We start from the raw sequence: 13,989 nt of genomic DNA on the forward strand, positions 1-13,989 counted from the left end.
CTGACATAGTGCGGGAATCGACGCATCATGCGAGAACGGCAGGAGCGGAGCGACTAGCCGTCCAAGGCACCCATGGCCATGGCGGACAGGAGGGTACGGAGGCGATCGAGAGGGAAGGCCGGAAGGCGCGGCGACGAGTTCAGCAGACCGAACATGGCATGCGTCCGCACTCGTGCTTCAACAGCCTCAAGTTCGACGCCGCGGTCGGCCGCCCGCTGCACCAACACATCTACCCACAGTTCAACGTAGCTGCGCTGCAGTCGACGCACCTGGTGGCGGGCATCGTCCGACAGCGACCACAGGTCCCGATCTTGAATGCTAATGAGGTCGGGGCGGGTCACGAGCACATCAATATGGAAGCCGATCAATCGCTGAAGCACCTCGGTCGGGGTGCCACCCTCTTCGACGGCGAGCTGACCGCCGTCGCGGAGTCGTTGGCTGACGTCGACCAGGATGGTGTCGAGCAATTCGGACTTCGATTCAAAATGCCGGTACATGGCTGGGCCGCTAATCCCAACGGCGGCACCGATATCTTCCAACCGCACGCCCGCGTAGCCCCGCTGCGCCATCTGCTGCGCGGCAGCCGCCAAAATCTCTACGCGGCGAGCCGCCTTCGCCTGCTCACGTCTGGTGGCTGGACGCGGCGACGGGGCGATTTCGGAAGTCATGTCGTCGCCAGTTTATCGCCCGACGCGAACACGACCCGCCCGATCCGGCCGCGGACCGGACGCCACCCACTCATCGACTGCCGTCACGACCTCGTCAAGGGTATTGACAACCTGGTCGACGATGCCCAGCTCGGACAGTTCCGGCACCCAAATGTGTTGGGCGCGTGCCATCTCAGGGGCATGGTCGGTATCGCCGTGCATGATGATGCTGGCACCCTCCGGCGGTAACGGAGAAAGCCAGGCATCGGCCGCCCCAATCACGCGGTCGGCCGGGAACATCGCCAGCGCAGCACCACCGGTCCCCTGCCCGAGCAGAATCGACACCGTCGGAACCGGTGCCGACAGCAGCTCCGAGGTCGACGCCGCGATCTGCCGCGCGAGACCCGATTCTTCCGCAGCCTGCGAAAGCTCCCCACCGCTGGTATCGACGACGGTCACCAGCGGCAATCGCCACCGGGCAGCCAAGGCGATGGCTCGGCGCGCGATCCGCAGGTCGTCGGCCCCGATGGGCTCGCCCGCAGCCTGAATCGCCCGGTCCTGTCCGACCAGGATGGTCGGCCTACCACCAAACCGGACAATCGATACTCGCACCGGACCGGGACCGGCGATGGGCACGGCGCCGAGGTGTTCTTCAAGTTCGACGAGGCCGGGCCGGCCATCACGACGAGTCGCCACCACCGCCGACCACGCGTCGTCGACCGGCCTGGCCAGGAGGCTGTGCGACCGTTCGGCCGGAACACTATCGGGCGCCGGGTCGAGTGCGCCGATCACCCGCGCGAGCCGATACCCGAGTTCCTCCGCGGCGAAGACATCGTCGAGCAGTCGGTGGCTGAGCAGGTTCTCGGCGGTCTGGACACCCGCGGGGAACGACTCCCCGTAGATCCCCTCGTACACCTTGGGTCCGAGAAAACCGGTGAGCGCCCCGGGCTGCGCCCAAGTAATGTCCCCGAGGGAGCCCCACGATGCGAATACCCCGCCAGTGGTCGGATGGCGCAGGTAAACGATGTACGGCAGCCCCGCGTCGCGGTGGTCGTTCACGGCGGCGGTGATTGCCGCCATCTGCAGGAATGCGGGTGTCCCCTCTTGCATTCGCGTGCCGCCGGAAGCTGGCAGCGCAACCAGCGGCAGCGATTGCGCCGTCGCTCGGCCGATAGCCTCGACAATGCGGGCCCCCGCCACTGTGCCGATGGAACCACCCGCGATTGCAAATTCGCTGACCACGAGCACCACTGCATGCCCAGCGACAGTGGCGCGTCCGGTGACGACCGACTCCGGTTCGTCGGGCGGCGTCCACAACTGAAACGAACCAGGGTCGACGACGGCGTCGATCAACGTCGAAGCATCAGGCCTATCGGTACGCATACGCCCGATGATGCCCGATCCCGGCCGGGTTCGTTAGTCGTCGCTGGTGTAAACCACCTTGGTCCGCAGCAGCGCGTCCTGCAGTGACAGACGTCGCGGCGACAGCGCCACCCAGAACAAGCCGAATGGAAACATCAAGTATGCGGCCGCGCGCAACAGGATCTGAACAAAATGCAGTCGTCGACCGCTGATCCGCACTACGCGAAGCCCCATCAGCACGTTCCCGATGGTGCGTCCCGTTATGGACCAGCAGACCACGAGGTAAACAAACGAGCTGGCGAAAAACGTCGTTGTGGTGAACCACCAGCTCACCTCCGGAAAGCTGAACCTGGTGCCCTTGATGGAGAACAGAATGAATGCGGTAATCAGGTACCCGATGCCGAGGGCCGCGATAATCACGAAGCAGTCGATGACAGCGGCGATGACCCTGGTGACAATTCCGGCGACCCGCCGATCACCCTTCATGGTTTGGCTTCCGCCTCAACACTCGATCGACGAAGCCATCCACGGCATCGTCGGCTCGCTCGCTACCGCTCCGGACGTCGGAGATCATTTCTGTCGTGACTGTTGAGCTGGCGTCGCGGACGATTGACGACAGGTCGACGCCCTCAATGACCCGATTACCCACGACCACCAGATCGACGCGTTCGAGAACGCCGTCAATGTCGATGGTTCCGACCACCTTGTTCAGATCCACACCCGCGATAAGGCCGTTCAGATCTAGTTTCTGCACCACGGGGTTCAGATCGAGGGATTCGAGCAACGGGTTGAGGTCGATGCCCTCGAGGATCTTCTGCAAGTCGAGGGTTGCCAGCAGCGCATTCAGGTCGAGTCGCTCGACGACCGCCTGCAGATCCACTTCCTTCAACACTCGATTGAGGTCGACAGCAGACACAAGCACTTCGGTCAGGTCGATCTCCACGGTGAGGAACTCAATCGCCTCAGACAGCACGCCGCGAATCACCGCCCGCGGTATGCCGAGCACGCGAGTTACCGCACCCGAAACCAATCCTGTTATCACCGATCAATTATGCCTCACAGCAAAAACCCCGGGGTGGCAATGCCGCCCCGGGGTTTAGCTTGTGTCTGGCCGCGAGTGCCAGCAGATTCGATCTACAGTGCCGCGAAGAGCTCGCGAGCCAACGCTGCGGTCTCGGACGGCGTCTTGCCGACCTTGACACCGGCTGCCTCGAGGGCTTCCTTCTTGGCCTGCGCCGTACCGGAACTGCCCGACACGATGGCGCCAGCGTGGCCCATGGTCTTGCCTTCCGGAGCGGTGAAGCCAGCCACGTAGCCGACGACCGGCTTGGTGACGTTGGCCTTGATGTAGTCGGCCGCGCGCTCTTCAGCGTCGCCACCGATCTCACCGATCATGACGATCAGCTTGGTCTCCGGGTCGTTCTCGAAGGCCTCGATGGCGTCGATGTGAGTGGTACCGATGACCGGGTCGCCGCCGATGCCGATGGCAGTCGAGAAACCGAGGTCACGCAGTTCGTACATCATCTGGTAGGTCAGGGTGCCCGACTTCGACACGAGGCCGATCGGTCCCTTGTCGGTGATGTTGTTCGGCGTGATGCCGACCAGTGCCTCACCGGGGGTGATGATGCCGGGGCAGTTCGGCCCGATGATGCGGGTCTTGGCGCCCTTCTCCACGTTGTAGGCCCAGGCGTAAGCCGAGTCCTGCACCGGGATACCCTCGGTGATGACCACGAGCAGCGGGATCTCCGCGTCGATGGCCTCAATGATGGCGTCCTTCGAGAAGGCTGGCGGAACGAAGGCGATCGAGGTGTCAGCCCCGGTCTTCTCCATTGCCTCGGCAACCGAAGCAAAGACGGGCAGCTCAACCGCATTGCCGTCAGCGTCGACGTGCGAGACCGTGGTTCCGGCCTTGCGGGCGTTGACGCCACCGACGACATTGGTGCCGGCCTTCAGCATCAGCGCGGTGTGCTTGGTGCCTTCGCCGCCGGTGATGCCCTGGACGATGACTTTGTTGTTCTTGTTCAGGTAGATCGACATGAGTCTTGTGGTCTCCTACTTGTTCGCCAGCTCGGCGGCCTTGTCGGCACCGGCATCCATGGTTTCAGCCACGGTCACCAGCGGATGGTTGGCCTCAGCCAGGATCTTGCGACCCTCCTCGACCTTGTTGCCGTCGAGGCGAACCACCAGCGGCTTGCTTGCGGTGTCGCCCAGCTTGGCGAGCGCGCCGATGATGCCGTTGGCAACAGCGTCACAGGCGGTGATGCCACCGAAGACGTTCACGAAGACGCTCTTGACCTGTGCGTCACCCAAGATGACGTCGAGGCCAGCGGCCATGACGTCGGCCGATGCGCCGCCGCCAATGTCCAGGAAGTTCGCCGGCTTCACGCCACCGTGGTTTTCGCCTGCGTAGGCAACAACGTCGAGGGTCGACATGACCAGACCTGCACCGTTGCCGATGACACCAACTTCGCCGTCGAGCTTGACGTAGTTGAGGTCGTTCTCCTTGGCCTTGAGCTCAAGCGGATCAGTCGCATCGATGTCAGCGAACTCAGCGTGGTCGGCCTGACGGAACTCTGCGTTCTCGTCGAGGGTGACCTTGCCGTCGAGTGCGAGGATCTGATCGTCCGGGGTGCGGACGAGCGGGTTGACCTCAACCAGCAGGGCATCTTCGGCGACGAAGACTTCCCACAGCTTCTGGATCGTCACGGCTGCCGCGTCGAGGACCTCAGCGGGCAGGTGACCCTGCTCGGCGATTTCGCGGGCGAATGCCAGGTCGACGCCCTTGACGGCGTCAACGGCGATGCGGGCCAAGCGGTCAGGCTTGGTTGCCGCGACCTCTTCGATCTCCATGCCACCTTCGACCGAGCACATGGCCAGGTAGGTGCGGTTGGCGCGATCGAGCAGGAACGAGATGTAGTACTCCTCGGCGATGTCGCTGGCTTCGGCGACAAGGAGTCGCTTAACGACGTGGCCCTTGATATCGAGCCCGAGGATGTTTTCAGCGTGCGTCTGTGCGTCATCAGGGGTTGCGGCGTACTTGACGCCACCCGCCTTGCCGCGGCCGCCGACCTTGACCTGCGCCTTGATCATCACAGGCTTGCCGATTTCCTCGGCAATAGCCCGCGCATCGGCGGCAGTGTCAGTGACCCGACCCGGTGTGGTGGGTACCCCATGCTTGGCGAACAGTTCCTTCGCCTGGTATTCGAAGAGATCCATTCAGCTCACCATCTGAAGTAATTTAATTGCCCGCTTCGGTGTAGCGCGGACCATAGGCAACCCTAGTGCCCCCACCGTGTCGTATTCACACGCGGCCCCCTCCTTGTGCGACATCTCACCCGCTACTGGCGAGTAACCCCGTGTGCACGTTAAATAAGGCCAAATCATCACGAGATCCGGGACGTCACAAAACCAACCGGTGGACTTCAAGCCAACCTTTGGTTACCGTCATTGAGGTTGGTAACGACTAGGTCACGACGAGCGACCCGCCCGCCGATGAATGCAGGACTAGATTTTTGAGGTGAACAACTTGGCAACACGGAGCCTTCTCGACCGTGACGGCACAGCAGCCCGCCAGGACCACACTCCCTCTCCGTCCGATTTGTCCACCTCTACCGACACTCCTTCGACGCGCGATTTCCCGCAGCTGTCGAAGAATCTGCGCATCGGACTCGGCAGCACTGCCGGCCCCCTCGGCAACGACAACGTCAGCACCACCGAAATTCTGCTTCCTCGCGAGACTGCAGTCGACGTGGCACCCCGCCCGGCCGGCGCACCTGCGCCTGAGCGCAATAAGCCGAAGCACCGCCTGGCGGCACCATCGTCTGCCCTCCGCGCCCGCACCGCATTGTTTGCGATTGCCGCTGGCGCTACCGCCATTGCCGTGACCGGTTCCGGTTCGAGCGATCAGGCCAGCCCCATCGCCGAAGCACCGGCCGACCCCGCTCCCGCCGACGCGCTCGGCATCGCGAACGCCAGCAACGTCACCAACGACGACGGCCCCGTCGGCGTGGTTGCCGCCTCGGCTGAGTCGGACATGAACACCTACAAGACTCAGCTCAAGCAGGGCGCTGCCCTTGCCAAGGCTCAGGCTGCCGCAATCGCCGCCAAGCAGAAGCCGCTGATCTCGAGTCCACTGCCCCTCGGCAGCTACCAGCTCACGTCCGCCTTCGCTCCCCGCTGGGGTTCGTTCCACGGCGGAATCGACATGGCGGCACCGCTGGGTACCCCCATTCACGCCGCCACCGACGGTGTCGTTGTCGACGCGGGACCAGCCTCCGGCTACGGCAACTGGATTCAGATCAAGGCTGCCGACGGCACCATCACCATGTACGGCCACATGGCATCGTCGGGCGTACTCGTTCACAAGGGACAGACGGTCACAGCGGGCGACACCATCGGCATGGTCGGCTCCGAAGGCTTCTCCACCGGCCCGCACCTGCACTTCGAGCGCTGGATCCCCAAGGGCGGATCCATGGTCAAGGTCGATCCTGCCGTGTGGCTTGCGAAGATGGGCATTCGCCTCTCCGCCCTCACCGGATAGGTCCCTTCGCTCTACCGCCTTTTCGCCAGAGCGCCTTTTCGCTCTAGGTCCACGGCTTCCGCCAAACTACAGCTTTTCGCCAGGTAGTCCGCCGGTTGTCATCAAAGTGACTCGACCAACCTTGCCGCCGAAGTCGAACGTGATCCGTTCGGTGACTCCGCTGCCTTCTTTCGCGACTGCCTTCCCCATCCCGTACTGCGGGTGGTTCATCCGGTCACCAACTTCGTAGTTGACCATCTTGTTGCGACCCCGCGTCGGATCGGACGAGTACGACGACCGCCCGCGGAAGCCCGAACCCAAACCGGACTCGGTACTGCTGCCGCCCGTCGTCGAACCGAAGCCGAAACTGCCGCCGCGGGAGCCGAACTCACGCATACCGCGCTTCGGTTCGACCCGACGCCAGTCGAGAAGGTGCGCCGGGATTTCCTCCAGGAATCGGGATACGGGATTCGACACCGGCTGCCCCCACGAGGCGCGCGACAGGGCTCGCGTCAAATACAGCTTTAGCCGGGCACGGGTGATGCCGACGTAAGCCAGACGACGCTCCTCGCTTAGTTCGGCCGGGTCGCCGAGGGCACGCATGTGCGGGAAGTGTCCGTCTTCCCAGCCGGTCACAAAGACCACCGGGAACTCCAGGCCCTTCGCCGTGTGCAGGGTCATCATTGTGACGACGCCTTCACCTTCGTCGGGTACTTGATCGGCATCGGCAACCAACGCGACCTTTTCCAAGAATGCAGCGAGGGACCCCGGCTCAGGTTCACCGTCGCCGACCACGTCGCCGGGCTCCACCTGATCGTCGAGATCGGTTTCTTCTTCGGCGCTCTGAGCCGCCTCGACGCTGAAGTCACGGGCGACGGCGATCAGTTCGTTGAGGTTGTCCATGCGCGCGGCATCTTGCGGGTCGTTGGAGGCTTCCAACTCCTCGCGGTAGCCGCTGCGGTCGACGATCGCGTCCACGAGGTCACCGACATCGGCGCCTTCGGTCGTGGCGTCGGCAATGGCCTCGTCCGCATCCCCGCCGACGGCACCGAATGCCATCAGGAAATCGCTGCGCAGGCCCTCGATCATGTTCACAAATCCGGTGATCTGTTTAACGGCCCGCGTATTCAAGAGGGCGACGCGGTTCTCGGTGGCGTCGATGAGCGCTTGATAGAAAGTGATTCCGAGGTTCTCGGCGTGCACGGCCACGACGGCTTCCGCGCGATCGCCGATACCTCGGCGCGGCGTGTTCAGGATGCGTCGCAAGCTAACGGCGTCGTCGGGGTTGGCGACTACGCGCAGGTAGGCGACGATGTCGCGGACCTCCTTGCGCTCGTAAAACTTGGTTCCGCCGACCACCTTGTAGGGGATGCCGTGCCGAACAAAGACTTCCTCAAGCGGGCGTGACCCGGTATTGGTGCGATAGAAGACGGCAATGTCGGCGTAGGTATGCGTCGATGAGCCGCCGATCGAGTAGTCGACGAGTTCTTCAATCTCTTTAGCAATGAACGCGGCTTCGTCGCGATCGGAGTCGGCGACGTAGCCGACGATTGGGTCGCCGGTGCCCGAGTCGGTCCACAGTTTCTTCTCGCGCCTGTTGCCGTTGCGGGAAATCACCGCGTTGGCCGCCGACAGGATGGTTTGCGTCGATCGGTAGTTCTGCTCCAGCAGGATGGTTTCGGCGTTCGGATAGTCGACCTCGAACTGCTCGATGTTGCGGATGGTGGCACCACGGAAGGCGTAGATCGACTGGTCGGCATCGCCAACCACGCACAGTTCCGACGGTTCGACGTCAGATTCGGTGTTGACGTCGGCACCGACCAGTTCCCGGACCAGCACATATTGGGCGTGGTTGGTGTCCTGGTATTCGTCGATCAGCACATGGCGGAAGCGGCGCCGATAGTATTCGGCAACTGCCGGATGCCGTTGCAGCAGGGAGACGGTCTCTCCGATCAAGTCGTCAAAGTCGAAGGCATTGGCCGACGCGAGGCGGCGCTGGTATTCGGCGTAGATCTGGGCGATGATGCCCGCTGCCGCCCCCTCACCTTCGGCCGATGCTTCGGCCGCGGCGTCGTCGGGGCCTTTGAGTTCGTTTTTGAAGTTGGAGATCTGGGTGCCGACGCCGCGCGGGCTGAACTTCTTTGGGTCGAGATCGAGATCGCGCACCACCATGCCGAGCAGCCGACGGGAGTCGTCGGCGTCGTAGATGGAGAAGTTGGAGTTCCGATTGCCAAGCAGGGCTGACTGCGCGCGCAAGATCCGCACGCAGGTGGAGTGGAACGTCGAGACCCACATGTATGCCGCGCGCGGCCCGACGAGGTCGATGACGCGCTCCCGCATCTCGGCGGCGGCCTTGTTCGTGAAGGTAATCGCAAGGATCTGACCTGGGGTGACACCGCGTTCAGCGAGCAGGAACGCAATCCGGCGGGTCAGGACAGCCGTCTTACCTGACCCTGCACCTGCGACGATCAGCAACGGCGCACCCGTGTGCAAGACCGCAGCCCGCTGCTGCGGATTGAGTCCGTCGAGAAGTTCACGTCCTCGGACGCTCAGAGTGGATTCGTCGAGGGCGGCAAGTGAAGAGTTCATGGCCTATTCAGATTACCTGCGACCTCCGACAGATCCGGTCTCCGGTTACGGTGCGTACTCCGCCATCACCGCTTCGCCGACTCGCCCCTCTCCGGTGTGCAGTCGCAGCCCGGGAGTGACCGGCCGGACGCGCAACTTGAGTCCACTGCCATCGATTTGGACATACACCGGATGCAGGCCCTGCTTCACCGGGACCCGCACCGCCTTGCCACCGCCCAAAGCCAATTCGACGATCCCGTCCTGGTTGGCGCAGTAACTGAATCCGACGGTCCAACGCCAGACAATCAGCGGTCCACTCAGCGACAACGCCGTGGGTCCATCAATGCTGGGTTTGGCGCAGCTACCCCGGCTGGCGTCGAAGGTTCGCTGCGGCGTCACCGCACCTGCCACCAACTGCCCGCGCGGGTTGAGCACTTTCAGTTCGTCGGTGACAGTCCCGAACTCCGGACGCTGGTCGAGCCGACCGAAGACGTGACTAATCATGTTGTTTGGGAACGCGACCGGCAGCAACACTTCGATCGGCAGCGGTTGGTCGAACATCGTCTTGCCATCCATCTGGGCGAGGGATTCGCGGGCCGTCGCGATGTAGTCACCGGTGGGGTCGTCACGCCACGACTGCCCAAACGACATGGTTGAGACCATCGCCGACACCGCAAACAGCACGCATGCGGCCGTCGCAATCCCCGCGGGACGACGATCAACAGCCGCCGGGGCCGCGACATGTGCGCCACCCTTGCGCGGGGCCGCAGCGATCAGCGCCAAAGCAATTGCCAGCACCAGCGCAGTGTCGGGCAGGTAGCGCATGGTCTGCGCGAGTTCGAGGGCCGTGTTATCGCTCGACCGATTCCACATCACCGGGACCTGCGCGAGAACCGCGTAGCCGAGTGCAAACACCCAGATCGCTGGCGCGCCCCGCCGATTCCTGGAGGTCAGGACGACCACCGCGACCAGCACCGCCCAGCCCGCGACAATCATCCAAATGCTGGGGAAACCCATGGGCGGCGACGGCGTCCATCGGTCCCACACCCACGGTCCACCGACCAGCGACGGAATGATCGCTTCATTGATGCTGCGCCATACCAGTTTCGCCGTCTGCGCCAGCGAGTGTTCGCCGGCGGTGGCCGTGGAAGTGGCAAAGAACAACACGATCCACGCAATGAACATGGTGGCAAGAACCAGCCACAGGGTCCGGGCCCGCAAGAAGGCCTGGGTGAGCGGCGAGTTTCGGTAGTCGTCGTCATCGGCGCGCGGATCTCGCGTCGATCGCATCACCAGCACTGCCACCACGACCGCGACCGGCAGGATGAACAGAGACTTCTCAAAGAACAGCAACCCGACGGCGAACGCCACGGCAGCACCAATCGTGAGACGTCGACTCCGCTCGGCATCCGGTCGATCGCGCACCAAAACCACCACGTTGGCAACCACGACAGCCATCGCCGCCTGCATCGGCAGCGTATTCAGGCCCGCCGCCCACCACACGTACGCGCTCACCGTCATTGGCGCGAAGAGATAGAACGTCAGCGCCACCAGGCTCCAACCGCGGGCGCGCGGGGCGATGATCGAGATCATCCGCCACACCGCCAGCGACGCGATCGCCTGCAATACCACCAGCGTCACGGCGGGTAGCCACCATTGGACCGGTGCGAGGACCGTCGTCAGGCCAGCCAGGAGGAATGCACCCGGCATGAAATGACCGTCGTGGCTGTACCCCAGGAAGTCCCAGGACAGGATCGGATTTGATGTTGCGCGACCGATCAGAATGAGGTCGTCCCAGTAGAAGTTGCCCCAAATCACCAGGACAGCGCGCACTACCAGTTGTGCGGCGATCAGTCCGAGCGCAATGGCCCCGACCCGTCTGGCAGTGATTGTGTCGGTCGTCATCCCCGCATTGTTCACCACTCGCCGTCCACCCCGCGAACCCCGCGTGGCAAAATTGGCTCTGTGAGTGGCAACGATGAGCAGCAGCGCGAGACCAACCCGGCAGATAACACGACGTCCGACGCGGAACTGTTTGCCCTCGACCTCGACGCCCTAAATCTGTCGTCCGATGTGAGCCTGCTCCCCGACGACATTGACGAATTGCGTCCCGAAATCGATCGGATGGACGCGATCATCTTGGCCGCCATTGAGCGTCGCAGCGCCGTGTCGAAGAAGATCGGCGCGCATCGCATGGCAACGGGCGGCCCGCGTCTGGTGCACAGCCGCGAAATGAAGGTTCTGGACCGCTTCTCTGCCCTCGGCACCGAAGGCCACACCCTGGCCATGCTGCTGCTGCGCCTAGGCCGCGGCCCCCTCGGCCGCTAGCCCCGCCTTTCCCGCAGAATTTTCCGCAGAACGGTTCGGTTCCTGTGCCCCTACGACCGTCGGCCGCGCTGCTCGCGGTACCAGCGCACGAGGGCGTCGGTTGATGAGTCGGGCATGGTGGCGGGCGGTTCGGGGTCGCTGATGGCTCCGACGAGTTCGTTGGCCTGTTTCTTACCCAATTCGACGCCCCACTGATCGAAGGGGTTAATTCCCCAGACCATCGCCTTCACGAACGTCTCGTGCTCGTACAGCGCGATCAGTTGCCCGAGGACCGACGGCGTGAGTTGCGGTGCGAGGATCGACGTCGACGGGCGGTTGCCCGGCATCACCTTGTGCGGCACCAACTTTGGCGGCACCCCCTCGGCGGCGATGTCGTCGGCCGTCTTGCCGAACGCGAGGACGTCGGTTTGGGCGAAGAAGTTGCTCATGAGAATGTCGTGCATGCTGCGACCATCAGCGGCAGGCAGGTCTTCGAGCGGCTTCGCGAACCCGATGAAATCGGCGGGAATCAGCCAGGTGCCCTGGTGCAGCAGTTGAAAGAAGGCGTGCTGACCATTGGTGCCGGGCTCACCCCAATAGATCGATCCGGTCGGCGTCGTCACATGATGGCCTGATGTGGTGACGGACTTCCCGTTCGACTCCATCGTCAACTGCTGCAGGTAGGCGGGGAATCGCGCGAGGTCGTTCGAGTAAGGCATCACGGCCTGCGACTGCGCATCCCAAAAGTTGGAGTACCAAAGGCCAATCATGCCCATCAGTGCCGGTGCGTTCTTTTCCAGCGGCGCGGTGCGGAAATGTTCGTCGATGGCGTGGAAGCCAGCGAGGAAGTCGGCGAAGTGATCGCGACCGATCGCAATCATCAACGACAGTCCGATTGCCGAGTCGATCGAGTAGCGACCGCCAACCCAGTTCCAGAAGCCGAACATATTGTCGGTGTCGATGCCGAACTTCTCGACCTCGTCAGTATTCGTGCTCACTGCGACGAAGTGTTTGGCGACGATGTCGGAATCGCCGGTCGCGCCGAGTTCACGCAACAGCCACCGCTTGGCGGCGGTGGCATTGGTGATGGTTTCCAGGGTGGTGAAGGTTTTTGACGACACGACGAACAGCGTGGTTTCCGCGTTGAGGCCGTTGAGGACCGACATCACGTCGGACGGATCGCTGTTGGACACGAAGTGTCCGGTAATTTCCGGATGGCGATAGAAGCGGAGGGCGTCGTACGCCATTTCGGGGCCGAGGTCGCTGCCACCGATCCCGATGTTGACGACGTCGGTGATGCGCTTGCCGGTGTGCCCGGTCCATTCACCGTTGCGGACGCGGTCGGTGAAATCCCCCATGGCGTCGAGAACGGCGTGGACGTCGTCGACCACATTGTGCCCATCGACGAGCAACTCTGCGCCGCGGGGCAGTCGCAGGGCGATGTGCAGCGCCGCCCGGTCCTCGGACGTGTTGAGGTGGGCTCCGGCGAACATTTCGTCGCGCTTTTCTTCGACGCCGGCTTCGCGCGCCAACGCCGAAAGGAGTTCGACCGTCTCGTGGGTGATCAGGTTCTTCGAAAAGTCCAGGTGGACGTCGCCGGCGTCGACCACCATTTCGCGGCCTCGGTCGGGCTCCATGACAAACAGCTCGCGCAGGTGCAGGGAGTACACGTGCTGCTGGTGGGCGGCCAACGCGTGCCAGGAGACGGTAGAGGTGATGTCGGTGTCATCGCCCCCGTCGAGTCGTCCTCGGAGATTGGTCATCATTGGTTCCACATTATGCGTTTCGTTTAGGCCTTGCCGACAGGTGGCTAGATCAACTTGGAAGACAGGGCGTCCGGCAGGAATTTCAGACCCCACGAAATAGGAGTCCAAGGCCAGGATGGGACGGCGGCACGTGTGCGTTCGGCTTCAATGGCCGCGACCATCGCCTTCACTCCGGTATCGGTGTCAGTCATCATTGATGTTTTGACGCCGCGGTTGATATCGGTCTCGATGTAGCCCGGCAGAAGCACGGTCACCTTGATTGGGGTGCGAGCCATTTCGGCCTGCAGTCCCTGCCCGAGCGCGGACAGCCCGGCTTTCGACGCCGAGTAGGCCGCTTGCGCTTTCGGCATCCCGCGGACCGCGCTCATCGAACTGACAAGCACCAGGTGCCCGGCGTTCTGTTTGCGGAAGATGCTCATGGCTGCCTCGATCTGAGCGAGGGCACCGACGAGGTTGGTTTCGATCGTTTCGATATTGGCGGCGGCGTGACCGGTTCCGATGGGCGCACCCTTGCCGAGTCCCGCGTTGACGATGACACGATCGAGTCCGCCGAGTTCGTCGGCGAGCGCGTCGAATACGACGGGCACTGACTCAACGTTGGTGACGTCGAGCTTGGATATCGCGACTTGCTTTGCCTGCGAACGTAATTCGCCCGCAAGTTCGTCGAGACGATCGAGTCGGCGGGCGGCCAGTCCCAGACTGCGGCCGCGCGCGGCAAATTCGCGCGCCATGCCTTCGCCGAGACCCGAACTTGCTCCGGTGATGATGATCTTCTCGCGCAACATGGCCCGAATGTACCGGTTTCTGTGACATTGCCGCG

General features: G+C 63.2%; 12 protein-coding genes. 2 read left to right on the forward strand and 10 right to left on the reverse strand.

Annotated elements, in window-relative coordinates:
• Positions 1-53: 53 nt before the first annotated feature.
• The 6 genes from WBA38_RS18025 to sucC form a co-directional block, all read right to left on the reverse strand.
• Entirely contained in the window at positions 54-668 is a 615-nt protein-coding gene (locus WBA38_RS18025) for a TetR/AcrR family transcriptional regulator (protein WP_424323258.1), read from the reverse strand.
• Positions 669-680: 12 nt separating this feature from the next.
• The gene (locus tag WBA38_RS18030; RefSeq protein WP_424295016.1) at positions 681-2,030 is read right to left on the reverse strand and encodes a carboxyl transferase domain-containing protein; all 1,350 of its coding nucleotides are present in this window, start codon (positions 2,028-2,030) and stop codon (positions 681-683) included.
• A gap of 33 nt (positions 2,031-2,063) precedes the next feature.
• Positions 2,064-2,495: an RDD family protein gene (locus WBA38_RS18035; RefSeq protein ID WP_424295018.1), complete on the reverse strand. Its 432-nt coding sequence runs from the start codon at positions 2,493-2,495 to the stop codon at positions 2,064-2,066.
• Positions 2,485-3,051 carry a hypothetical protein gene (locus WBA38_RS18040; RefSeq protein WP_424295020.1) on the reverse strand — a complete coding sequence of 189 codons (567 nt, stop codon included), beginning with the start codon at positions 3,049-3,051 and terminating at the stop codon, positions 2,485-2,487. The genes WBA38_RS18035 and WBA38_RS18040 overlap by 11 nt, the downstream gene beginning before the upstream one ends.
• 92 nt (positions 3,052-3,143) lie before the next feature.
• Positions 3,144-4,046 (reverse strand): succinate--CoA ligase subunit alpha, encoded by a 903-nt coding sequence (sucD, locus tag WBA38_RS18045; protein WP_424295022.1) that lies wholly within the window; start codon positions 4,044-4,046, stop codon positions 3,144-3,146.
• 15 nt (positions 4,047-4,061) lie between these two features.
• Complete coding sequence (gene sucC / locus WBA38_RS18050; RefSeq protein WP_424295024.1) at positions 4,062-5,225, reverse strand: ADP-forming succinate--CoA ligase subunit beta; 1,164 nt, start codon at positions 5,223-5,225, stop codon at positions 4,062-4,064.
• A 301-nt stretch (positions 5,226-5,526) separates the two neighbouring features.
• On the opposite strand from sucC, the gene WBA38_RS18055 reads away from it, so the two are divergent.
• Entirely contained in the window at positions 5,527-6,549 is a 1,023-nt protein-coding gene (locus WBA38_RS18055; protein WP_424295026.1) for a M23 family metallopeptidase, read from the forward strand.
• 66 nt (positions 6,550-6,615) lie between these two features.
• Here WBA38_RS18055 and WBA38_RS18060 read toward each other — a convergent pair whose 3' ends face one another.
• Both WBA38_RS18060 and WBA38_RS18065 read right to left on the reverse strand, forming a co-directional pair.
• Positions 6,616-9,117 carry a UvrD-helicase domain-containing protein gene (locus tag WBA38_RS18060; RefSeq protein WP_424295027.1) on the reverse strand — a complete coding sequence of 834 codons (2,502 nt, stop codon included), beginning with the start codon at positions 9,115-9,117 and terminating at the stop codon, positions 6,616-6,618.
• Positions 9,118-9,162: 45 nt separating this feature from the next.
• Entirely contained in the window at positions 9,163-11,001 is a 1,839-nt protein-coding gene (locus tag WBA38_RS18065; protein ID WP_424295029.1) for a hypothetical protein, read from the reverse strand.
• A gap of 60 nt (positions 11,002-11,061) precedes the next feature.
• Here WBA38_RS18065 and WBA38_RS18070 point away from each other — a divergent pair, with 60 nt between their 5' ends.
• Positions 11,062-11,424, forward strand: a complete 363-nt coding sequence (locus tag WBA38_RS18070) for a chorismate mutase (RefSeq protein WP_424295031.1) — start codon at positions 11,062-11,064, stop codon at positions 11,422-11,424.
• A gap of 50 nt (positions 11,425-11,474) precedes the next feature.
• Here the strand turns inward: WBA38_RS18070 and pgi are convergent, their stop codons facing one another.
• Both pgi and WBA38_RS18080 read right to left on the reverse strand, forming a co-directional pair.
• The gene (gene pgi, locus WBA38_RS18075; protein ID WP_424295032.1) at positions 11,475-13,169 is read right to left on the reverse strand and encodes a glucose-6-phosphate isomerase; all 1,695 of its coding nucleotides are present in this window, start codon (positions 13,167-13,169) and stop codon (positions 11,475-11,477) included.
• Between the two features lie 44 nt (positions 13,170-13,213).
• Positions 13,214-13,954, reverse strand: a complete 741-nt coding sequence (locus WBA38_RS18080) for an SDR family oxidoreductase (protein WP_424295034.1) — start codon at positions 13,952-13,954, stop codon at positions 13,214-13,216.
• Positions 13,955-13,989: the final 35 nt, after the last annotated feature.

Origin of the sequence: Gordonia sp. (in: high G+C Gram-positive bacteria) (assembly GCF_049647785.1) — a bacterium.
Taxonomy (GTDB): domain Bacteria; phylum Actinomycetota; class Actinomycetes; order Mycobacteriales; family Mycobacteriaceae; genus Gordonia.

Excerpts from the sequence above, each read along its gene's own strand:
- WBA38_RS18025 (WP_424323258.1), bottom strand. The coding sequence starts at position 668 with ATGACTTCCGAAATCGCCCCGTCGCCGCGTCCAGCCACCAGACGTGAG.
- pgi (WP_424295032.1), bottom strand. The coding sequence starts at position 13,169 with ATGATGACCAATCTCCGAGGACGACTCGACGGGGGCGATGACACCGAC.
- sucD (WP_424295022.1), bottom strand. The coding sequence starts at position 4,046 with ATGTCGATCTACCTGAACAAGAACAACAAAGTCATCGTCCAGGGCATC.
- WBA38_RS18035 (WP_424295018.1), bottom strand. The coding sequence starts at position 2,495 with ATGAAGGGTGATCGGCGGGTCGCCGGAATTGTCACCAGGGTCATCGCC.
- WBA38_RS18080 (WP_424295034.1), bottom strand. The coding sequence starts at position 13,954 with ATGTTGCGCGAGAAGATCATCATCACCGGAGCAAGTTCGGGTCTCGGC.
- WBA38_RS18060 (WP_424295027.1), bottom strand. The coding sequence starts at position 9,117 with ATGAACTCTTCACTTGCCGCCCTCGACGAATCCACTCTGAGCGTCCGA.
- sucC (WP_424295024.1), bottom strand. The coding sequence starts at position 5,225 with ATGGATCTCTTCGAATACCAGGCGAAGGAACTGTTCGCCAAGCATGGG.
- WBA38_RS18065 (WP_424295029.1), bottom strand. The coding sequence starts at position 11,001 with ATGACGACCGACACAATCACTGCCAGACGGGTCGGGGCCATTGCGCTC.
- WBA38_RS18030 (WP_424295016.1), bottom strand. The coding sequence starts at position 2,030 with ATGCGTACCGATAGGCCTGATGCTTCGACGTTGATCGACGCCGTCGTC.